The organism is Bacillus sp. SD127 (genome assembly GCF_058566445.1).
This window is the reverse complement of the sequence record NZ_CP191226.1, coordinates 559911-580646: the sequence shown is the minus strand read 5'-3', so window position 1 is coordinate 580646 and position 20736 is coordinate 559911. Positions and strand designations below refer to the sequence as shown.

Genomic DNA, 20736 nt, shown 5'->3' with positions numbered 1-20736 from the left:
ATAAAAGCTCTTACCTTACTGCTTCCTTATATAAGGTTCACTATAACAGCACTGCATCCTTAAGGGTATTAACCTTCTTTCAGCTCCGTTAATTTCCAGGAGAAATTACCTTTTACTGTTGTATAGGGTTCTATGCAATAACCAAGATCCGTCATCACATGATTCCTGTCAAACTTTATTTCTTCACTCGAAACCCTGCGCATGATTTTTATATGATTAGTTCCAATAAAACGAATATAAAAATCAATGACCTGAGTTTTGTTAGCTGCTATTTTTTCAATATTAATATCTTTTTTCAGGTCAATTCTAAAATGACTGTCATTTAGTAAGGGAATATTAATCATCTCAGCCTTATTCTTTCTGTCCAAGCCCACTAAGCTTATTTGTTTAACTAAGTCTTCCTGAGCGTAAGGGTCAAGTTTAAGTTCAACCTCATCCTGATCCTTAGTATATGAACTGATTGGCAGCTCTTTTTTCCCTATCTTTTTAGAGAGCATTGCTTTTTCTTCACGAACCTCAATCATTCGGTTCAATGCATAACCCCAATTTCCGATATAGTTGGATCTTGAATATTTCTCAGCCATTTTAAAAGCTTGTTCTGAGAATTCCTGATGAGTTTTTTCATCTCTCATTAAAGTGATGATGCCCTCAGCCAGTTTTTCTATATTATACTGCTCAATGACATATCCATTGACTCCGTCAGTTACAAGACTCCTTGCTCCATAATCATAATCATACGTTACAACAGGACACCCATTGCTTAGCGCCTCCATATTTGAGAGACCGAATCCTTCAAAGTGGGAGGTTGATATCGTAAGCCACGCTTTCTGAAACTCCAAGTCCGGATTATTTGTATAACCTTTCAAAAAGACGTTATTCTGAAGTTTATGGTCTTCAATCTCTTTTTTTATTTTTTCAAAATCTTCACCAGATCCGAATATATCTAGTTTAGCTTCGGGAATTTCTTTCACTACTAAGCTAAAAGCTTTTACTGCATGTGTTAGATTCTTCATTGATGCAAGTCTTGAAATAATGACAGCTTTGTATTTTTCACTCGGCACATTCAATACATTAGGATTAAGCGGCTTATCGATTGTATGCGGAGTAAAGAAAAACGTCTCTTGATCTCCTGAGATTAATCTGAAATCGTCTATTTGTTCTTCCGTTATAAAAAAGATAGCATCCAGATTATACATTTGACTGAATACTTCTTTGTAACGGCCTTTGATTTGGTATTTATTATTGCCGTAATGTTTATTATGAATGATAGCTCCATAATAAGCAGAAGGTGATTTCTTCACTTTGAAAACATGCTTATCCTGAGGCCGGCTATCAACTAGGAACAGTTTCGGTACATCGTTTTCATTTTGTAAATAATCTATCCAAAATTGACGCAATTCCAATTCGTCTTTAACTTTTTTCTCGCCCTCTAAAGAATACCAAGTGAAATGTGAGAATTGAACATCCTTCTCTTCACTGTTCCATACATAGTGCTTGTCTAAATAAACTTGATTTTTATTATTGACATATTCCTGCAAAAACATCTTATTTAATTGCTCATCATAATGAGTAACAAGTGCTAGACCGCCGTTTTTTGTATATTCTTCTCGCTTTATAAGCTGACTTTTGTCATTCCAATAATCAACATAACGGATTGTCTTTCCGTCAGCATAATAAGTTACGGAAATTTCACTGTTTCTTTTGCCAAATAGCCTCGATACAGTTTTGGCGAATTTCCCCATACCAGCTTGCTTTTTTATCTGTTCAAGCCCTAATTTTTCCTCATATGATCTTTTCCCATTTGTTTTCACACTTAAAAAATCATCATATAGATTTATAACGCTTGTATATTTTTCATCAATCTTACCGTTTTTATACAAATCCTGCTTTTTAGAAGCCAATTCAAGATCAAAGCGAAACGTTAAAAAAAATGTTTTTCTGTTACATTCTTCTCCAAATAATTTTGAGCGCAATAACAGTGACTTTGTCAGACCTCCATAATTACTCGGCAGGCCACCAGAAATAAAATAATAATTCATGTCAGGTATTTTTTGTTTTATATTAAATTCACTCACCGCATGTAAAGACATTTCTTACTCCCTTCGGCTCCTAGAATGTATGCTCATTGAAATTGATATCTTTCCCGGATACATTTGTATAAAAATCAATGTAAGCATCAAAAAGTACTTCTTATTTCAATAAGAAGTACTTTTTTAGATATTAAGCCAATGATATCAGGACCCCAAATTATATACCAGCAATTTCCTCTTTAATCTTTGTTGTAGAGATGCCTTCAGTTCGGGGAAGGTAGATAACCTCACACTGATCTTTAAGGAAGTCGAATTTACCTTCCCAGTCATCCCCCATAACAAAAACATCTATATTATGATCAATAATATCCTGCTTTTTTTGTTCCCAGCTTTTTTCAGGAATCACTTCATCAACATACCGAATAGTTTCTAAAATTAATTTACGGTGCTCGTAGCTATGATAAGCCTTTTTTTGCTTTTGTAAGTTAAATTCATCCGTTGAAATAGCAACAACTAAATAATCACCAAGTTGCTTTGCACGTTCAAGCAATTTAATATGACCCCAATGCAATAAATCAAAAGTTCCGTAAGTGATGACTTTCTTCATTTAGAGAAACTCTCCTTCCTAATGTTAAAAAAACAATATTAAAAACACTACCGTCGTTAGCGATTGAATTCTAAATACCCTGTGCAACTATTTTGTTTACATTCCTTATATCGACATATTTCTCGTATGTCTTCACTGATCACTAATTATAGCATACAGCCCACAAAAGGTTAAGTGCTCATGCGGAGAAAAACAATCCAAAATATGTAAACAAACTAAAACTCCTTTGGTAGCAAGGATTATCGTTCATCCGTTCATCCAATTGTAAAAATGGAAACATATTTAAATTTAATGTAAAGATAATGTTAAGCCATTGTTCGGGTTTTATGTTAAAATATACGGTAGGTTATTTTGTTTTTTTATCTCTTGGGATTTAACTATATAAGTAGATTTTATTAAGGGAAGGAGGATCCGGACATGCAAACTGAAACTATTCATCATATTTCTTATGTAAACAGCGACCTCACATCCTTCATGAATCACCTTGAACAACATTATATTGATCAGGAAATCGGGGCATTTATTTCTACGGTAAATCCCGAAATAGGATATGCGGCTATTAAAGATAGAGATTACTTTAATGTATTGTCCTCTTCAAACTTTATTTTGCCTGATGGCATTGGAGTAGTCATGATGTCCCGATTGACTAACAGCAGACTTCAATCCCGAATCGCAGGATTCGACGTGTTTAAAGAGTTGCTCGGCATTGCTAACAAAAAGAAAAAACGTATATTTCTATACGGTGCGAAGAAAAATGTTATAGAGAATGTCGTATCCAAAATTTCTTCTGAATATCCAAATATACAAATCACGGGCTATTCAGATGGATATGTCCAAGACAGAGCCAAAGTAGCAAAACACATTGCAAATGCAAAGCCAGATATGGTATTCGTAGCATTAGGATACCCTCATCAGGAAAAGTTCATTCATAACTATAGACATTTATTCCCTCAGGCTGTTTCAATAGGACTCGGCGGAAGCTTTGATGTGTTTAGCGGCAATGTCAAACGGGCTCCTTCCTGGATGATTCGTTTGAATTTGGAATGGCTTTATCGTTTAGTGACAAATCCATGGCGCTGGAAAAGAATGCTCAGCATTCCAAAATACGCTTTAGCTGTTTTAAAGGAAGAAAAAACCGGAAAGACTTTTTATCCGAAACCTGAAAAAGATCATACAAAACAGTTATAAACGAAAATATATAAACAAGTGGATTGATAAAAATGAAAATAAGAGCATTATTGGCGAATTGCTATCTGTATTTGTTATCAGCAATCGCCTTTTTTCTGCAATGGGTTAAACCAAGGAATAATGTAACACTTCTTATCTCGTTTGAAGCAAACGCAAAAGCGATCTTGGAGGAATATGAACGAAAACAGTACCCATATACTTTAAACATTTTATATACACAGCAGGCATCCTCTATAGCTGAGCGATTTTCTCAGATCCAAGCATATTCTTTAAAAGAAAAAAGTCCTATTCATCTTTTTAGAGCCGTTTATCTCATGTTTAGCAGTAAAGTCGTTCTTACAGATAATTACTTCTTGTTAACAAGCGTGCTAAATAAACGGCCTCAAACCAAGTGTATCCAAGTCTGGCATGCAAACGGCTCTTTAAAAAAATTTGGTTTAGAGGATATAACAAACCTGCAACGAACACAAACTGATTTGAAAAGGTTCAAAAAGGTATACATGTCTTTTGATTATATAACCGTTGGCTCTGAAGAAATGGCAGATATCTTTAAGAAATCTTTTGGGGTAAAGGATCATCAATTATTAAGAACAGGTGTGCCTTTAACTGATCCATATTACACTGATAACAAAAAGAAGAATGCTGATTTTCAAAAAAACAAAAAGAAAATCATTCTCTACGCACCGACTTTTAGAGATTATGATATGAACACAATACAATTGCCTTTAACCGAAGAGCAACTCATTCATCAGTTAAACGGAGAATATGTTTTATACGTTAAACTGCATCCCGCAGTTCAAAACAATATAGCCTTTACCTCTTCTAGTCATTATATTAAAAATGTTTCAGATTACTCTTTGTATGATTTGCTTATAACGGCAGACATATTAATCACTGACTACTCTTCCGTTCCATTTGAATATTCTATTTTAAATAAACCGATTCTTTTCTACACATATGATTTTAAGAAATATAATGAAGAACGTGGGTTGATTGATAATTATCTTTCAGTCATACCGGGAAGAGCCTGTTATGACAGTCAATCATTGCTGAATGAAATCCTCAGAGCTTCCTTTAATATTCCCGCAATTAAAGATTTTTCAGCAAAGTGGAATATGTATTCTAGAGGAAACTCCAGTAAGAACCTATTACAATTTATAAAAGATCAAATATAATACATTTGTTTAACACTTGTTCAAAAATAGAACAAGTGTTCTTTTTTCTCTTGACTACCGAACGTGTGTTTGCTTTAATATAAATAGTTGCTTCTGGTGGCAGCAAAAATTGATAGAGGTGATGAACATATGGCCCAAAAAGAACTGTTTAATTTCACAAAAATAACTCCAAAATTATTTACTGAACTTCGTGTTGCTGACAAAACGGTCCTTCAATCATTTAATTTCGACGAAAAAAATCATCAAATTTATACGACACAAGTGGCAACCGGGATGGGAGGCGGTAGCCCTCAAAGCTTTCGGATAACCCGTCTTTCTTTTGAGGGATTGCAATTAGACAGCATGCTATTGAAACATGGAGGACACGGCACAAATATCGGGATTGAAAACCGAAACGGCACCATTTATATCTGGTCACTATACGATAGACCGAATGAAACAGATAAAAGTGATTTAGTTTGTTTTCCATATAAAGCTGGTGCTACTTTAGACGAAAATTCCAAGGAACTTCAGCGCTTCTCTAATCTCCCTTTAAATCATAGGGTTACACCTTCACTTGATATGAAGAATAGACAGCTGGCACTCAGACAATATGATACAGTGAAAAATAAACAATGGGTTACAGTCTTTAACCTGGATGATGCAATTGCAAATAAAAATAACCCTCTATATACGATAAACATTCCTGAAGAACTTCATTACTTACAAGGGTTCTTTTTAGATGACGGCTATTTATATTGGTATACAGGAGATACTAACAGCAAAACGTATCCCAACCTCATTACTGTGTTCGATACTTCCGGTAAGATTTTGTTACAGAAAGAAATTACTGTTGGCAGTGACCTTTCTTATCGATATGAAAATAATTTCCGTGAACCTGAAGGGATTTGCATGTACACTAATCCCGAAACTGGAGCAAAATCTCTGATGGTAGGAATCACCAGCGGTAAAGAAGGCAGTAGAATAAGTAGAATTTATGCCTACCACTCTTATGAAAATTTTATGAATCACGTACCTATCATTCGGACTCCTTTATTAAAAACGGTCGGTCATCAAGAGAAATCACCAGAGAGATTCCAACCTTTTATTCAAACATTCATATTAGAATATAATGCCCAAAATAAAAAATGGGTGGTTCCAGCTTCAGGTTATTTACCATCATACACATCAAATTTAGTCCAAAATATTACTATCAATACAGGGGGAAACCTCCAAGTTAATTTAAATGAACGCTATATCAGTTTACTTCATCAAGCAATAGAGGGAGATTTTCGTTTAAAACAGAAGGATATCCGCATGGGGTCTTGGTATTTTGCCGGCGGTGAAAAATCAAATGTTCTTGAGATAGGTTTTATCAAAGGAAACACAAAAATCAGACCTGATGATGCTGCCATTCCAAATGGTTCAAGAATGAGCGTATTTATGTTTGTTGCTGACAAGATTGAAGTATGAAATTAAAAATAGGCTGAAGCAAACAGAGCTTCAGCCTATTTTTTAAAAAGTAAAAAAAATAACAAAGAGAGATTGCATAACGAATCATAAGTTTTTCAGTTGCTATTATTGATACTCCGGAACATCATAATACAGTGTGTATCCATCCAGTAATGAATACAGGCTGTACATGCGGTTTACTTGTTTGTACGCCCAGCCGATATCTGTTGCATATTGGTGTGCAGCTGTAGCTGACCATCTCATCTTGTATAGCGTGTCTTGATTGTAGGCTGTGTTATGAATGTAGGATGAGCCTATGAACTTGGCGCCCCCGATAATGGCGGCTTCTGGTGTGAACCAGCCTTGCTCGTATGCGTATTTGGCGCCGTAGTAGTTCGGGTTGCTATCGTATGCGCCGATTCCGTACATGTTATAAACGGTTCTTCCGTTATAGGTTAAACCATTGGCCAAATCGGATGTTCCGTTTCCTGTTTCAAGGAGAGCGTGTGAGATTAAATATAGCTCGTTGATGCTGTACTTAGTTGCAGCATCGATAAATGCCTTTGCTTTTCCTGTCAGAATGCCTTTGCCCGTAAGCACTTTCTGATTGACCTCGGCAACGCTGAGGCCGGCTGTCTGTGACAGCTTAAGAAATTGGAAGTAGTATTTGCTGTCCTTGGAAAAGTTATTCGGGTCAACGTATTGTCCTACTTCATCGCTGCTAGCGTTTCTCCACCCCATATTGATTTTGGCCCAGCCGTTTGTCTGGCCGATGATTTTCACTTTATCGCCTTTTATTAATTGGCCGATGACGTTCGTCGGACTGACTGCCGGCGTTGACCGGATGTTGAGTACATCAGCTGTAACCGTAGAGGTTGCTGTATTGATATACGCGAGGGATACGTAAGCTGCACCGTCGGTTTGCGGGCTGACTTTCATTTGTTTTTGAACCATATCACGAAGCGAGAGATTATAATTCGTTTTCATGATTTGCGGACCGTTTTTTATTTTTACAATGGATGATGTCCATCCATATAATTTTTTCAGCTTCGCTGATGCCGCTGAAGCTGCGCTATTGCCTGTGAATTGCTCGTTAAGGCTAATTTTATAAAGCGTGTTGCTTTTGGTCGTGTAGTTCGCGCTTAACTGCTGAGCTTTAAAATAGTTCAGTCCATTGTTCAATGCTGTTTTGCTGCTGAGCTGAGATGTCAGGATTTTGTATTGTGTATATGCTGTCGCGCCTGTTTTCGCGGCTGTGCCAGAGGCGTTATTTTTTTTGAAGAAAGCAAGTACACGATCGATGTCCTCTTGGCTGATGATCGCCTCAGTGATGATTTGATATTTACTTCCTGCTGTCTGACCCGTTTTTTTGCTTGCGGCTGAAATCTGATTTGATTTAAAGAACGTGATGGCTTCATTGACTTTTGCCGCATCCAGCAGAGATTCAGTTGTAATTTTAAACGTGTTGGCAGTTTGTTTTTTTACTGTTTTTGCTGCAGCACTTAGCTTATACTTCTTTAAAACGTTCAAACCTTTTGTAACTTTTGCTTGGTCTGTTGTTTCTTCAGAAATGAGCTGATATTGGTTTTCGGCTTTTTTTCCAGTCGCTTTTTTCGTTGCCTTTACTTTCTTCTGTGTGAAGAAATTTGCAGCTTTGTTGGCCTGCTGCTCACCTAAAATCTGTGCAGTCGTAATTTGATAGGCAGATGATGTTGCCGTTTTTTTCACGGCAGATGACGTGTAATGCCATTTTTTCTTTTTGAAAAATGCGTCGACCTTTTGAAGCTGCTGTTTTGTCAAATTCTTCATGTTTACCGTATATGATGTGCTTTTGCCGACCTTTTGATAATATCCGGACACCCCAGTGTTTTTCTTGATTTGGCTGATGGCATCCTTCACTGTATTCAGCCCTTTGAAATAAGCCGATTGGACATTGTATACGTCTGCTGTAGTTTTTTGATTGATTGACTTGTAGCTTCCCGTAATTCCGGTGCTTTGTTTCAGCTGCTGTAACAAAGTCTTGGCGTTTGCTTCACCTGATATAGAGGCTGTTGTAAACGTGTAATAGGCCTGGCCTTTCGCTGTTTCTTTTAATGATGCCTTCAGTCCTGATTCTTTTTGGAATGTGTTTTTGACTTGGGCAGCCTTGCTGTCTCCGATAATAGCACCTGATTGAATGCTTGTTACAGACACTTCATGAGTAACGGGCTGGTACGTGCTTTTTATCCCCGTTTTCTTTGTCAGGCCTTGGATAAGCTCCTTTACCTTCATCTCATCTGCTATTTCCGAGGTAACCACGTTCATGTAAAACTGGGCTGTGCCGGACATCTTCACAGCGCCGGATACCCCTGTTTCCTGCTTAAGCTTGGCCAGCAGGGTGTTGGCCTGTTTTTCACTTGGTATTGCGCCGGACGTGATGGTCATATACGGCTGTTTGCTGCCGACTGGACTGGATGTGCCTGTAATGGCTGTCTGTTTTGTCAGTCCGCTCAGCACGGTTTTAGCTTGTGCTTCGCTATGTATGCCTGTAGCGGTAATTTGGTAGGTTGCTGTTGTTCCTGAAGCCTGATAGGAGGCATCCCAGCCTGTGTCTTTTTCCAATTTGGCGGCGGCCTGAGAGGCTTGGCTTTCTGTACTGAATGTTTTTGCCGGCTCCACCTTATAAATCGAGTAGTCCGTATACGCTGCAGCCTGTGCAGAGCCGGTTATGGTAAAAAAGGCAAGGGACGCGGCGGACAGAAGCATCGGTGCGATTAATCTCTTTTTCATTCCTTCTCCTCTTTCTTATTCAATGAGTATATAAAACTAGTTTATTTATCGGCACGCGTATGCTCTATTTATAGGTCAATCCATTCCATTTTTGAAAAAATAAAAAACTTAATCTCTAAGTGAGATTAAGTTTACATGTGTGACACAATCAGTGTGCATGTGCCTTTAATTGTGAAGTCGGACATATTGTAAGGCAAAATAAAGTGATCGCCCTTTTTAAGCGGGCATGTTTCTTTTCCATACGTAAGCGAACCGCTTCCTTCTATTACACTGCATATCAAGAAGCTCTCATCCTGCGAAAGCTCAGCCTCTCCATTAATGTCCCATTTATAGACGGAAAAGTATTCCCCTTGGACAAACGTTTTAATTGTTATTCCTTTTCGTGATTCGGTTGATTCGTCTATATATCCGTCCACATGGGGAACGGTCGCCGCGTTAATGGCTTTTGCAAAATGAAGCTCCCTTGGCTTGCCGCTTGTTTCGAGACGGTCATAGTCGTAGACCCGATATGTGGCATCTGAATTTTGCTGGGTCTCTAACACAAGCGTCCCTTTGCATAAAGCATGTATCGTACCGCTCGGCACATAATAGAAATCACCCGGCTTAATCTTGATTCTTCGCAGCAAGCCTTCCCAGTCACCGCTGTTAATCATTGTGACAAGCTCAGTTTTTGAACGCGCCGTATGTCCGTAAATGATTTCTGCGTTTTCTTTGCAGTCAATAATATACCAGCACTCCGTCTTGCCGAGTTCTCCCTGTTCGTTCTCTCCAGCGTAATAATCATCGGGATGGACTTTAATAGACATATCTTCTTTTACGTCCAGCAGCTTCGTCAGTAACGGGAACCGGTCTCCCTCCACGCCTCCGAACAATTCCCGGTGCTCATCCCAAAGCTCGGTCAATGTCTTTCCTTTATACGGGCCATTCGCAACAGTGCTCGGTCCTTTTGGATGAGCGGAAATGGCCCAGCATTCCCCTGTTGTTTCTGATGGAATGTCATACCCGAAGACATCGCGTAAAGCGGTGCCGCCCCAGATTCTTTCTTTAAACACTGGCTTGAAAAAAATCGGTGATTGCGTCATGATCCGTACCCCTCCCCTTTAAATGGCTGATCATTATTTTCCCGATGCGTGCCCCTTACAAACGCCCCTATGTCTGTCTGCTTTTCAATGACAACATATGTACAAAGCATTATGTATCAATGACCCCTTTTGAGAAAACGCTTCCTTTTTATTATATCACTTTCACAAGAAGGTTTGTTTCAGCCTTTTCCTTATGAAGAATAATTCTCCTTTTTTGATACAAATTAATAAAAACCGTCAATATGTTTTTATAAAGGAGAGAAACTATGCAAATCGACTCTGATCTCCAGCGCAATGTAGAAACATTGAAAAAAAAATTGGGGCAAAACGACGATATCATGTTTTATACGTTTTCTTTCGGAGACAGCAGACAGAAGGCTTGCCTGCTGTATATTGACGGTTTGACAGAAAATAAGCTTCTGGCGCAATACGTCATTTCTCCTTTACAAAAAGAATCGTTAGCTCAAAAAGAAGGCTTGATTGAAGATTTATCCGCTTTCTTTTTCGGCTATCATCACAGCGTTGTTTCTACAATAAAAGAAATACAGCAGCTCATTTTTTCCGGACATACCATTTTGCTGGCCGATGGTTACAGCGCGGGGCTGGCATTTGATACGAAAACGTTAATGACGCGCAACCTTGAAGAGCCTTCCTCAGAAATCGTGGAACGCGGGCCGAAGATTGGCTTTATTGAAAAACTGCGGACAAACACGGCACTTTTGCGAGAGCGGACGAGTGACCCTAATCTCGTCATAAAAGAAATGACAATAGGCAAAAGGACGAAAAAAAAGATAGCTGTCGCTTATATTCAGGATATTGCACCTGATTATGTCATAAAAGAAGTGTTTAAACGGCTGAAATCCATCACGACAGATGATTTGCCCGAATCAGGCACACTTGAACAGCTCATTGAAGATGAACCCTTTTCAATCTTTCCCACGATTTTAAGCACTGAACGGCCTGATCGTGTAGAAAGCTCATTGTTAGAAGGACGGGTCTCCATATTAGTAGATGGTACACCATTTGCATTGATTGTACCGGCAACGGTGGATGAATTTATTCATTCACCGGATGATTACAGCCAGCGCTGGATTACAATGTCTCTTATTCGTTTGCTTCGTTATTCAAGCATCCTGATTACCATTTATTTGCCCGGCTTATATATTTCTCTCGTTTCCTTCCACACCGGTCTTTTGCCGACGAGAATGGCTATTTCGATTGCGGGCAGCAGGCTGAATGTTCCCTTTCCGCCTTTTGTCGAAGCTTTTATTATGATATTTACGATAGAACTGATCAGGGAAGCCGGTTTAAGACTACCAAAACCGATCGGGCAGACGATTGGGCTTATTGGAGGCGTTGTCATTGGACAGGCAGCCGTACAAGCGCAAATCGTCAGCGCACTGATGGTCATAGTTGTATCAATTACCGCATTGGCATCCTTTACTGTTCCTTCATACGCCTATAACTTTCCGCTGCGGATTATTCGCATTGCGGGTATGATAAGTGCCGCGATGCTCGGCATGTATGGCGTCATCATGGTCTTTCTGTTTGTGATCGGCCACTTGATGCGACTGAAAAGCTTTGGCCAAGATTACATTATTCCCATAATGGCACAGCCCGGACAAGATTTAAAGGACACTGTGATTCGCATCCCTACCCTATTTTTAAAAAGGAGACCTACCCGTAAAGACACAAAAGATAAAAACAGACAAAGGTGATGGCTATGATGCAATCAGAGGACAAGCTTACATTTATGCAGACGCTTATTATGGTAAGCAGTACAATGATCGGTGCCGGTGTCTTAACCCTTCCCCGCTCAGCCGCTGAAACCGAAAGTCCGAGCGGATGGATTATGATCCTGCTTCAGGGCGTTATTTTTATTATTTATGCTCTGCTATTTTTGCCTTTTCTTCAACGAAACAGCGGGAAAACAATTTTTGAGCTCAACAGTATTGCAGCCGGAAAATTTATCGGTTTCATTTTGAATTTATTTATTACCCTTTATTTTATCGGTATCGTATGCTTTCAAGCCCGGGTCTTGGGAGAGGTTGTCGCATTCTTTCTATTAAAAAACACGCCGATGGCGGTTGTCGTCATTATTTTTCTGGCGGTTGCCATCTATCATGTGGCCGGAGGTGTTTACCCCATTGCGAAGGTATATGCGTATATCTTTCCTATCACTATTATTATTTTTCTGATGCTTCTGATGTTTAGCTTTCGTTTGTTTCAGTTAGATTTTATCCGACCCGTTTTTGAAGGCGGTTACCAAAGTTTTTTCTCTTTATTTCCTAAAACCCTTTTGTATTTTTCAGGATTTGAAGTCATTTTTTATCTCATTCCCTTTATGAAAGATCCGAAGAAGGTTAAAAAAGCTGTCGCTTTGGGCATTGCAACCTCAACTGTTTTCTACAGCATTACTTTGTTTATTGTCATTGGCTGTATGAGTGTGGCTGAAGCTAAAACAGTGACGTGGCCGACCATTTCACTCATCCACGCATTAGAAATCCCAGGGATTTTTATTGAACGATTTGACCTGTTTTTACAGTTGACTTGGACAGCTCAGCAATTTGCATGTATGCTCGGCTCTTTTAAAGGCGCGCATATCGGATTAACAGATGTCTTTCACCTAAAAAATAAAAACAATCCGTGGCTGCTTGCTGCACTGCTGGCTGTTACATTTTTCTTCACAATGCTTCCTGACGATCTTAATGCCGTGTTTTATTACGGTTCACTTCTCGGATATGCATTTTTAGGTGTCATTATCATACCATTTCTCATCTGGTTTTTGAGCTGGGTACAGAAGAAGCTGGGGAGGGGGCAGCTGCAATGAAAACAATAATAAAGCTTGCAGCAATGGTTCTGATGCTGCAGCTGCTCTGCGGATGCTGGGATGTCAAAAATATTGAAAAACTGTCTTTCGCCAGGGGACTTGCTATCGATGAAACTGATGACCATCAGTATAAATTAACCTATCAAAACCTTCTTCCCCAAAGTGAAGACAGCCAAGCATCAGGAAAACCGGAATTTGTCAATGTGACCTCCCGCGGGAAAACCATTCTCGAAGCGGTCAGTGATGTATCCATCAAGGACCCTCCTATCTATAGCGACCATTTAAAAGTGATTCTTTTGGGAGAAAAGCTAATGAAAAATCAAAATATGGATCAAGTGTTCAACCATTTTATCCGGGATGATGAGCTGAGGCGAAGCAGCTATTTGATGGCAGCCAGAGGGGAAGCTGGAGAAATTTTCACGGAAGGAAGTCCAAAGCAGCAGCTGCCGATGCCTTCCGAAAAGCTGATTGATCTGACAAATAACAGCGGATATAACGGAAAAATTATGATGCCGCTTCGGATCGGAAGAGCTTCTATCTATTGCCAAAACGGCTACAGTTTTCTCATCCAAGCCGTGAAAAACCAAAAGGGAAAAGCAAAGTATGACGGGGCTGGCATTATTAAAAGCGGCAGCAATAAACTCGTCGGATTTCTTTCAGCGGATGAAACACAAGCGCTGACATGGGTAATGGGGACAATCCAAGGCGGCGTCATGCCGGCGGAAGAAAAAGGACATCCGATTACATTTGAGATTAAGAAGTCCAAATCAAAAATCAAACCTGCCATTCAGAATGGAAAGCCTGTCTTTCATATTTCAGTCAAAACAACAGGCATTCTGACAGAAGATCAGAGTCCAAGAGAAAACTCTTTTAGCGAGAGCTATTTGCGCAAGCTGGAAAACATTTTTGAGAAAAAGCTGAAACACGATATCAAGCAGATTATGGATCAGCTGCAGCATACGTATAAAGCAGACCCTATCTTTTTATCTGACTACGTTCGGATTCAATACCCGGATTACTGGGATAAAGTAAAAGGGCATTGGGATGAAACGTTCACTGAGGCAGAGTTCACATACGATATTTCGTTCAAAATCATTAATTTTGGAACAGTTGGAAGGTAAGCAGCAAAAAGGGTGTGCCTATTGGCAGCACCCTTTTGAATATGATTTACGTTCCCGCTGTCTGCTGTTTACCTGCCGATCCACTCTGGCCGTTTTTATCGCGCAAATCCTGCTCGATTTCTTCAAGGCTTTTTCCTTTCGTCTCTGTTACTTTAAACCGGACAAATAGAAACGCCATAATGCCGATCGCAGCATAAATCAGGAATAAATAGCTGATGCCGATCGCTTCCATTAAAATTGGATAGGTTAGTGAAACAATCAAAGTTCCAGCGTGCAGCATCAAGGTAGAGACTCCAGTACCGATGCCTCTCACATGAAGCGGAAATAGTTCAGGAAGCATCACCCAGACAACCGGGCCCCAGCTGACGGCAAACACAACGATAAACACGCCTAAGCAAATGACTGTCGTCCATGATGCGGCCGGGGTGTTATCGAAAAAGAGATTCACCATAGCCAGGACAATCAAGCTGATCACCATGCCGGCATTCCCGAATAACAGCAGCGGCTTTCTGCCGATTTTATCAATGATTTTAATGGCGAGAAGAGTCATAAGAACATTCACTGTTCCGATTCCGACCGTTCCTAAAATAGAGGCGGAGTTTCCGAACCCGACGTTTGTAAAGGTCTTCGGCGCATAATAAATGATTGTGTTCGTACCGATAAATTGCTGCAGAAACGCCAGTCCCAATCCGGCAATCAGCGCCGGGCGCACCCACGGATCGAACAGCTCCTTCAGACCGCCTTCGTCCTCTTTTTCCGCTTCTTTAATATCATGGATTTCCTGATCAATATCCTTTGTTCCCCGCAATCTTTGAAGAACTTTCTTCGCTTTGCCCTCTTCACCATTTGTAAACAGCCAGCGCGGGCTCTCAGGCATAAACAAAATACCAATGAGCAGGAGCAATGATGGTACGGCAGCCAATCCAAGCATCCAGCGCCACGCTTCCGCATCGGCAAATATGTAATTGACGATATAGGAAAGCAGGATACCGACCGTAATCATCAGCTGGTTGAGGGACGAAAGCGCACCCCGTTTCTCTTTTGGCGCCAGCTCAGACAAATACAGCGGCACGATCGTTGTCGATGTTCCGACTGCCAGTCCCAGAATGATTCTAAAGAGCACCATCACTCCTGTATTTGGCGCAAGCGCAACTCCCAATCCTCCTATACAAAACAGCAGCGCGGCAGCCATAATCGCTTTTCTCCTGCCAAAACGGTCCGTCAGCTTGCCAGCCGCTCCGGAACCGAGTATTGCTCCGATTAATAAAGAGCTGACAACAAGTCCCTCTGTAAAGGCGTTGAGGCCTAAATCCTTTTTCATAAATAAAATGGCTCCCGAAATGACGCCGGTATCATAGCCGTATAAAGCGCCACCAAGAGCGCCGAAAAAATAAAGCCATATATTTGACTGCTTCTTCATAGAAATGACTCCCTTTCTCCAATCAGTGATCCAATGGTACTGTCCACGGAGTTTTTTAGAAATCTTTTAGCCTATTTTTCCGGCAAGTAAACCTATGCAGACGTACAGACATCCAATATCCATTAATTTACTGGCGTTTTTTTCAACTGCACCGAAACATTTTTTTCCCCAGTGGCGTCCAATAGAAGGTGATTCAGCACATCATCATAAATCTCTAAAAACAAAAACATATAAATATAGGAATTTTTATCGAATATTGTCTTATCAGCAGTTGCCCTACGGCAAAATGAATGGTACGCTTCAAATATTAATGAAACGTGAGGTATTGATATGGAAGAACGATCACAACGTAAGAAGAAAAAGAGACGCCTACGAAAATGGGTGAAATTATTAGCCGGTGTAATGGCTTTTCTCATCATTGCCGCAGGTTCTGTCGGCACATACGCTTATGTCAAACTGAACAACGCTTCTAAAGAAGCTCACGTCAGTCTTGCCCGCGGAGAACAATCTGTAAAACGGATTAAAGAGTTTGATCCTGGAAAGGATTCTTTCTCTGTATTGCTCTTAGGGATTGATGCCAGGGAGAAAAACGGTGAGACGGTAGACCAGGCCAGAAGTGATGCGAATGTACTGATTACCTTTAACCGCAAAGAAAAAACAGCCAAAATGCTGAGCATTCCGCGAGACGCCTATGTGAATATTCCAGGCCATGGCTATGATAAGTTTACGCATGCCCACGCCTATGGCGGCGTAGATCTAAGTGTGAAAACAGTTGAAGAAATGCTTGATATTCCCGTTGATTATGTAGTCGAAAGCAACTTCACCGCGTTTGAAGACGTGGTAAATGAGCTGAATGGCGTCACAGTCAACGTAAAAAGCGATAAAGTCATCCAGCAAATCAAAAAGGATACAAAAGGAAAAGTTGTCCTTCAACAAGGCACACACACGCTCGATGGAGAGGAAGCGCTGGCTTACGTAAGAACACGTAAAGCTGACAGTGACCTTTTACGCGGACAAAGACAAATGGAAGTGCTGAAAGCCATTATCGATAAATCAAAATCACTTAGCTCCATTCCGGCTTATGATGATATTGTGGATACAATGGGAGAAAACTTAAAAATGAATCTATCTCTTAAAGATGCCATTGGCTTGTTCCCGTTTATCACTTCACTGAAGTCGGTTGAATCCATCCAGCTGACAGGCTATGACTATGAGCCTGGCGGCGTCTACTATTTCAGATTGAATCAGGAAAAACTGCAGGAAGTGAAAGAAGAGCTGCAAAACGATTTAGGTGTATAATGAACGGGATGGCGTGCAGCCATCCCGTTTTACATATTTCATTGTTGAAAAATAGGATCGTAAGGTTTAGCCTTGTCCTATATGGTTTATGTTTCGTATGAAAGCTGAACATACTACACGAAGCAGCTTCATTATTAAGGAGGTTTCCCCTACATATGAAATTAATAGCGATTGATTTAGACGGTACATTGCTGAATAAGGAAAGCATCATTTCTAATGAAAACAGAGCGGCTATCAAGCGGGCGCTTGATGCGGGTATCCTCGTTACCATTTGCACAGGAAGAGCAACGTTTGATGTTAAAGCGCTGCTGGAAGGCTTGGATATCCCTATCATCGCGGCAAATGGCGGAACGGTTCATGACAAAGGCTACCGCCTGATCAGCCGGACATTAATGGATCAAGAGGCCGGCAAAGCGATCGCTGATTACCTGCTCTCAAAAAATATTTACTTCGAGGTCTATACAGATGACCATCTGCTTTCTCCTTTTGACGGCGAATCTAAGCTTCAAGCAGAGCTTGACATTTTAAGGAGCGCCAATCCAGATGAAAACATGGATGAATTGTGGAAAGGGGCCATGACCCAGTTCAAGCAGTTCGGCATCAAACCGATCCCGCATATCGAATCGATTTTCGACGGCGGCGAAAACATTTACAAGCTCCTTTGCTTCTCCTTTGATATGGAAAAACTGAGACATGCGAAGGAAGAACTGAAGCATCATAAAAAACTGGCGCAAACCTCTTCCGGAAAGCACATTATCGAAATTCTCCCGGCCTCTTCCGGCAAAGGGCGCGCGCTGACTGAGCTTGCCGGCAAATACGGAATTGAGACGCAAGATATCTATGCGATTGGTGACAGTCCGAATGATTTATCCATGTTCGAAGTGGCAGGACACCGAATCGCCATGGAAAATGCGATTGATGAACTGAAAGAAAAAAGCACTTACGTGACGAAAAGCAATGATGAAAATGGTGTGGCCCACTTTATAGATCAGCTTCTATCCGGCCAATATGCATAAAGAAAAGACTCCAGAGATTCTGGAGTCTTTGTTTTTTATTGCACCCGAATACTTCCCGCGTATTTATCTTTCCAATACATGCTCGTATTCATATTGGTAATGGTTACACCATTTGTTAATGTGACATGAACGACTTGGCCATTTCCGATATAGATGGCCGGGTTTAAGCTTGTTGATTGGAAAAAGACAATGTCTCCCGGCTTCAGGTCAGCCTTATCAACCTTTGTTCCCGCTTTATACTGGCTCGTCGCGTATCGGGGCAGTGAAATGCCTGCCGCTTTCTGGTAAACATATTGGATAAAGCCAGAAGTATCAAATCCTGTTTCTGGAGAAATCCCGCCCTTTTTGTAAGGAACTTCCCCGATATAGAGCGTCGCCTCCGACACAATCGGATTTTCTTTCGGAATTGTCAGGTTGTTAAACCGGCGGATGCCTGTCATCTTAGATTTCCAATAATCCTCTGATAAGTAAGAAATGGTTACTTTTTCAGACCGGCTCGCCTGAATGAACCTTCCGCCTCCTGCATAAATGCCGGCATGCGAAATTCCTGTTTTATACGTATTGCTGAAATAGATGACATCACCGGGTTTAATGTTCTGAAGCGCCACCTTCTCGCCTACTGCCCACTGCTGCTCTGCTGATCTCGGCAGATAGATGTCAAGCGCCTGTTTAAAGACATATTGCACAAGCCCTGAGCAATCGAAGCCCTCTGACGGTGTGCTTCCGCCAAAAACGTACGGAATGCCGAGGTATTTTTCGGCCTCCTGCACAACAGCCACATCAGCAGTCTCCGGATCGGCAGCGACTCGTTTCGCCCCAATGTAAGAGCCGCTCCAATAGCTGCTTTTTTTGTAATTTGTGACGATAACCCCTTTTGATAGAGTGCTGTGAATCATTTGCCCGTCTCCAATGTAAAGAGCGGCGTGTGTCGGTGCAGTCCCGCTGCTTCCCGCTTTTTTGAAAAATAAAATATCACCTGGTTTTAGATCTGCCGGCTTTACTGCCGTTCCGACTTTTGACTGGTCGTTCACAGATCTCGGCAGATGAATATCAGCCTGACCGAAAACATATTGAATCAATCCAGATGAATCGAAGCCTTCTTTCGGAGTTTCACCGCCGTATCTATACTTATACCCAAGCAGTTTCTTTGCTTCACTGATGATCAGGTCAGATTTTGCATCAGCCTCCGCAATATCCGCTTTTGTCATAATAGGAACCAAAAAACAAATCATAACGGCCACAAGCAAAAACTTCTTCCAGTTTGCCAGTGTGTTCACTTTTATTATCTCCTCCTCTATTTGCAGTTTTAACATCGGTATTTTTCTAGATATGTTAAGAGACTTTTTCATATTTTTACAGAATGAATATGCTGGCTTTCAAAATGGCAAATAAAAAAAGAGAATGTCTCGTAAGACATTCTCTTTTTTTTTGTGTGTTATTTAGCGGCGTTTGCCGTTTCTTCCTGCTGTTGAATTTTATGAATTTCTGTATCGATTTTCTGCTTTTCCTGATCAGTCAGCTGATCATTGAATTTGAAAGCTGACATAAACATAAACACGACTGCAACGGCAACAAACGGCCAGATGGCTTTGACAAATTTCATCTTATATCACTCCATTATTTAGATTTTAGTTTGTCACTGTGATCGACATCAAAAGTCAGTTTTCCGTCTTCTACTTTCCATGCAAAATTAGAGTCTTTCGTCAGTTCGCGAATAATTGTTTTCTGTTTCAGACTGCCTTTTTTAACCGGGGCAGGTGTCGCTTCATGGATATCAATCGGCGTTACCTCAAAGTGTCCCGTTCCGTTTTTCTTCAAATGATACTGCACCAGCGCACTGTCTCTGGTTCTTGTCCAGCCTTGGTCAAACACAAAGTTCCCCAGACTGTAGAAAATGACGGTCCCGTTATAGACTTCGATCGGTTCAAGGACGTGCGGGTGATGGCCGACGATGATATCGGCACCTGCATCAGACATAGCTCTTGCCAATTGGCGCTGACGGTCATTCGGATCATTATCATACTCTTGTCCCCAGTGTGACTGTACAACTACGACATCAGCATGTTTTTTCGCTTCTGAAATCATAGGGATAAAGACTTCCGGATCTGCGGGAAGCACGCCCGGTGTATTCTTTTTAGCCGCGAAACCTTTGCCGGATACATCCGTGAATCCAAGGGTTGCGATTGTTACCCCATTTACTTCTTGATATGAGATATTCTTTTTCGCATCGCTCAAGCTGTATCCAGCCCCAACGATATCGAGGTTATGGTTCGAAAATTCTTCAAGTGTATCTTTCATGCCCTGTGCGCCGTAATCCATGGCATGGTTATTCGCGCCGTTAAGGACCGTGAAATTCATATCCTTCAGGACTTTTACGGATTCCTTGTTTGTCTGCAGATGAATTTCTTTTTCTGCTTCTTTATAGTTCTTTTTATAAGTTACCGGGTTTTCAAAGTTTCCGGCTACGTAGTCTGATGCTTTAAAGATAGGCTCAACGTATTGAAAAATACTGCTTACCCCTTTTTGTTCCGTTACTCTCTCAACATAGCGCCCCATCATAATATCGCCTACAAATGAGGCTGAAAGAACGTCATCTGAATAGGTTTTAACCTTTGGCGTCTCTGCTTTGCCTGCCCACATAAAAGCAAACATGAGGACAAAAACGATCGGAATCGCGATAAATACGTGCTTATTGGTTTTCTTTTTTTGCTGTTTTGTCAGCTTCAGCAGCTTTTCATGAAAGCTCAGTTCTTTTTTCATCGTTTGAC

Annotated in this window: 16 protein-coding genes; 8 read left to right on the top strand and 8 right to left on the bottom strand. The window is 40.8% G+C overall.

What is annotated here, in order from left to right; genetic code table 11:
* Positions 1 to 68: 68 nt before the first annotated feature.
* Both ACQVGS_RS03060 and tagD read right to left on the bottom strand, forming a co-directional pair.
* Positions 69 to 2090 carry an alpha-glucosyltransferase N-terminal domain-containing protein gene (locus ACQVGS_RS03060; protein ID WP_491830916.1) on the bottom strand — a complete coding sequence of 674 codons (2022 nt, stop codon included), beginning with the start codon at positions 2088 to 2090 and terminating at the stop codon, positions 69 to 71.
* 157 nt (positions 2091 to 2247) lie between these two features.
* Positions 2248 to 2637: a glycerol-3-phosphate cytidylyltransferase gene (tagD, locus tag ACQVGS_RS03055; protein ID WP_010332101.1), complete on the bottom strand. Its 390-nt coding sequence runs from the start codon at positions 2635 to 2637 to the stop codon at positions 2248 to 2250.
* A 417-nt stretch (positions 2638 to 3054) separates the two neighbouring features.
* On the opposite strand from tagD, the gene ACQVGS_RS03050 reads away from it, so the two are divergent.
* From ACQVGS_RS03050 to ACQVGS_RS03040, 3 genes are all read left to right on the top strand, one after another.
* Positions 3055 to 3825, top strand: coding sequence for a WecB/TagA/CpsF family glycosyltransferase (locus ACQVGS_RS03050; protein ID WP_024123055.1), 771 nt, complete (start codon positions 3055 to 3057; stop codon positions 3823 to 3825).
* A gap of 32 nt (positions 3826 to 3857) precedes the next feature.
* Positions 3858 to 5000 (top strand): CDP-glycerol glycerophosphotransferase family protein, encoded by a 1143-nt coding sequence (locus ACQVGS_RS03045; RefSeq protein ID WP_491830913.1) that lies wholly within the window; start codon positions 3858 to 3860, stop codon positions 4998 to 5000.
* Positions 5001 to 5129: 129 nt separating this feature from the next.
* Positions 5130 to 6452: a phage baseplate protein gene (locus ACQVGS_RS03040; RefSeq protein WP_101861403.1), complete on the top strand. Its 1323-nt coding sequence runs from the start codon at positions 5130 to 5132 to the stop codon at positions 6450 to 6452.
* A 105-nt stretch (positions 6453 to 6557) separates the two neighbouring features.
* Here ACQVGS_RS03040 and ACQVGS_RS03035 read toward each other — a convergent pair whose 3' ends face one another.
* Positions 6558 to 9200 (bottom strand): glucosaminidase domain-containing protein, encoded by a 2643-nt coding sequence (locus ACQVGS_RS03035; RefSeq protein ID WP_106021948.1) that lies wholly within the window; start codon positions 9198 to 9200, stop codon positions 6558 to 6560.
* Positions 9201 to 9331: 131 nt separating this feature from the next.
* Positions 9332 to 10282 carry a mannose-6-phosphate isomerase, class I gene (manA, locus tag ACQVGS_RS03030; RefSeq protein ID WP_024123059.1) on the bottom strand — a complete coding sequence of 317 codons (951 nt, stop codon included), beginning with the start codon at positions 10280 to 10282 and terminating at the stop codon, positions 9332 to 9334.
* A 266-nt stretch (positions 10283 to 10548) separates the two neighbouring features.
* Here manA and gerBA point away from each other — a divergent pair, with 266 nt between their 5' ends.
* From gerBA to gerBC, 3 genes are read left to right on the top strand one after another with little or no spacing between them, the layout of a single operon-like run.
* Positions 10549 to 12000 carry a spore germination protein GerBA gene (gene gerBA, locus ACQVGS_RS03025; RefSeq protein WP_106019659.1) on the top strand — a complete coding sequence of 484 codons (1452 nt, stop codon included), beginning with the start codon at positions 10549 to 10551 and terminating at the stop codon, positions 11998 to 12000.
* A 5-nt stretch (positions 12001 to 12005) separates the two neighbouring features.
* Positions 12006 to 13112 carry a spore germination protein GerBB gene (gene gerBB, locus ACQVGS_RS03020; protein ID WP_106019660.1) on the top strand — a complete coding sequence of 369 codons (1107 nt, stop codon included), beginning with the start codon at positions 12006 to 12008 and terminating at the stop codon, positions 13110 to 13112.
* A complete protein-coding gene (gene gerBC / locus ACQVGS_RS03015) occupies positions 13109 to 14233 on the top strand; it encodes a spore germination protein GerBC (RefSeq protein WP_151174572.1) in 1125 nt (374 codons plus the stop codon). The genes gerBB and gerBC overlap by 4 nt, the downstream gene beginning before the upstream one ends.
* Before the next feature lie 46 nt (positions 14234 to 14279).
* Here the strand turns inward: gerBC and ACQVGS_RS03010 are convergent, their stop codons facing one another.
* The gene (locus ACQVGS_RS03010) at positions 14280 to 15653 is read right to left on the bottom strand and encodes a sugar porter family MFS transporter (protein WP_095712878.1); all 1374 of its coding nucleotides are present in this window, start codon (positions 15651 to 15653) and stop codon (positions 14280 to 14282) included.
* Positions 15654 to 15983: 330 nt separating this feature from the next.
* On the opposite strand from ACQVGS_RS03010, the gene ACQVGS_RS03005 reads away from it, so the two are divergent.
* Positions 15984 to 16952, top strand: coding sequence for an LCP family protein (locus ACQVGS_RS03005; protein ID WP_069486829.1), 969 nt, complete (start codon positions 15984 to 15986; stop codon positions 16950 to 16952).
* 155 nt (positions 16953 to 17107) lie between these two features.
* On the top strand, positions 17108 to 17968 hold the full coding sequence (locus ACQVGS_RS03000; RefSeq protein WP_103671240.1) for a Cof-type HAD-IIB family hydrolase: 861 nt from the start codon (positions 17108 to 17110) through the stop codon (positions 17966 to 17968).
* Between the two features lie 35 nt (positions 17969 to 18003).
* Here the strand turns inward: ACQVGS_RS03000 and ACQVGS_RS02995 are convergent, their stop codons facing one another.
* The 3 genes from ACQVGS_RS02995 to pgsA form a co-directional block, all read right to left on the bottom strand.
* Entirely contained in the window at positions 18004 to 19245 is a 1242-nt protein-coding gene (locus ACQVGS_RS02995; protein ID WP_106019662.1) for a C40 family peptidase, read from the bottom strand.
* 158 nt (positions 19246 to 19403) lie between these two features.
* On the bottom strand, positions 19404 to 19571 hold the full coding sequence (gene edmS / locus ACQVGS_RS02990; protein WP_010332114.1) for an extrachromosomal elements maintenance protein EdmS: 168 nt from the start codon (positions 19569 to 19571) through the stop codon (positions 19404 to 19406).
* A 14-nt stretch (positions 19572 to 19585) separates the two neighbouring features.
* Positions 19586 to 20728 (bottom strand): capsular polyglutamate synthetase PgsA, encoded by a 1143-nt coding sequence (gene pgsA / locus ACQVGS_RS02985; protein ID WP_101861396.1) that lies wholly within the window; start codon positions 20726 to 20728, stop codon positions 19586 to 19588.
* Between the last annotated feature and the right edge of the window lie 8 nt (positions 20729 to 20736).

Excerpts from the sequence above, each read along its gene's own strand:
- ACQVGS_RS03060 (WP_491830916.1), bottom strand. The coding sequence starts at position 2,090 with ATGTCTTTACATGCGGTGAGTGAATTTAATATAAAACAAAAAATACCT.
- ACQVGS_RS03000 (WP_103671240.1), top strand. The coding sequence starts at position 17,108 with ATGAAATTAATAGCGATTGATTTAGACGGTACATTGCTGAATAAGGAA.
- ACQVGS_RS03005 (WP_069486829.1), top strand. The coding sequence starts at position 15,984 with ATGGAAGAACGATCACAACGTAAGAAGAAAAAGAGACGCCTACGAAAA.
- gerBA (WP_106019659.1), top strand. The coding sequence starts at position 10,549 with ATGCAAATCGACTCTGATCTCCAGCGCAATGTAGAAACATTGAAAAAA.
- edmS (WP_010332114.1), bottom strand. The coding sequence starts at position 19,571 with ATGAAATTTGTCAAAGCCATCTGGCCGTTTGTTGCCGTTGCAGTCGTG.
- ACQVGS_RS03050 (WP_024123055.1), top strand. The coding sequence starts at position 3,055 with ATGCAAACTGAAACTATTCATCATATTTCTTATGTAAACAGCGACCTC.
- ACQVGS_RS03035 (WP_106021948.1), bottom strand. The coding sequence starts at position 9,200 with ATGAAAAAGAGATTAATCGCACCGATGCTTCTGTCCGCCGCGTCCCTT.
- ACQVGS_RS03010 (WP_095712878.1), bottom strand. The coding sequence starts at position 15,653 with ATGAAGAAGCAGTCAAATATATGGCTTTATTTTTTCGGCGCTCTTGGT.
- gerBC (WP_151174572.1), top strand. The coding sequence starts at position 13,109 with ATGAAAACAATAATAAAGCTTGCAGCAATGGTTCTGATGCTGCAGCTG.
- manA (WP_024123059.1), bottom strand. The coding sequence starts at position 10,282 with ATGACGCAATCACCGATTTTTTTCAAGCCAGTGTTTAAAGAAAGAATC.
- pgsA (WP_101861396.1), bottom strand. The coding sequence starts at position 20,728 with ATGAAAAAAGAACTGAGCTTTCATGAAAAGCTGCTGAAGCTGACAAAA.
- ACQVGS_RS03040 (WP_101861403.1), top strand. The coding sequence starts at position 5,130 with ATGGCCCAAAAAGAACTGTTTAATTTCACAAAAATAACTCCAAAATTA.
- ACQVGS_RS03045 (WP_491830913.1), top strand. The coding sequence starts at position 3,858 with ATGAAAATAAGAGCATTATTGGCGAATTGCTATCTGTATTTGTTATCA.
- tagD (WP_010332101.1), bottom strand. The coding sequence starts at position 2,637 with ATGAAGAAAGTCATCACTTACGGAACTTTTGATTTATTGCATTGGGGT.
- gerBB (WP_106019660.1), top strand. The coding sequence starts at position 12,006 with ATGATGCAATCAGAGGACAAGCTTACATTTATGCAGACGCTTATTATG.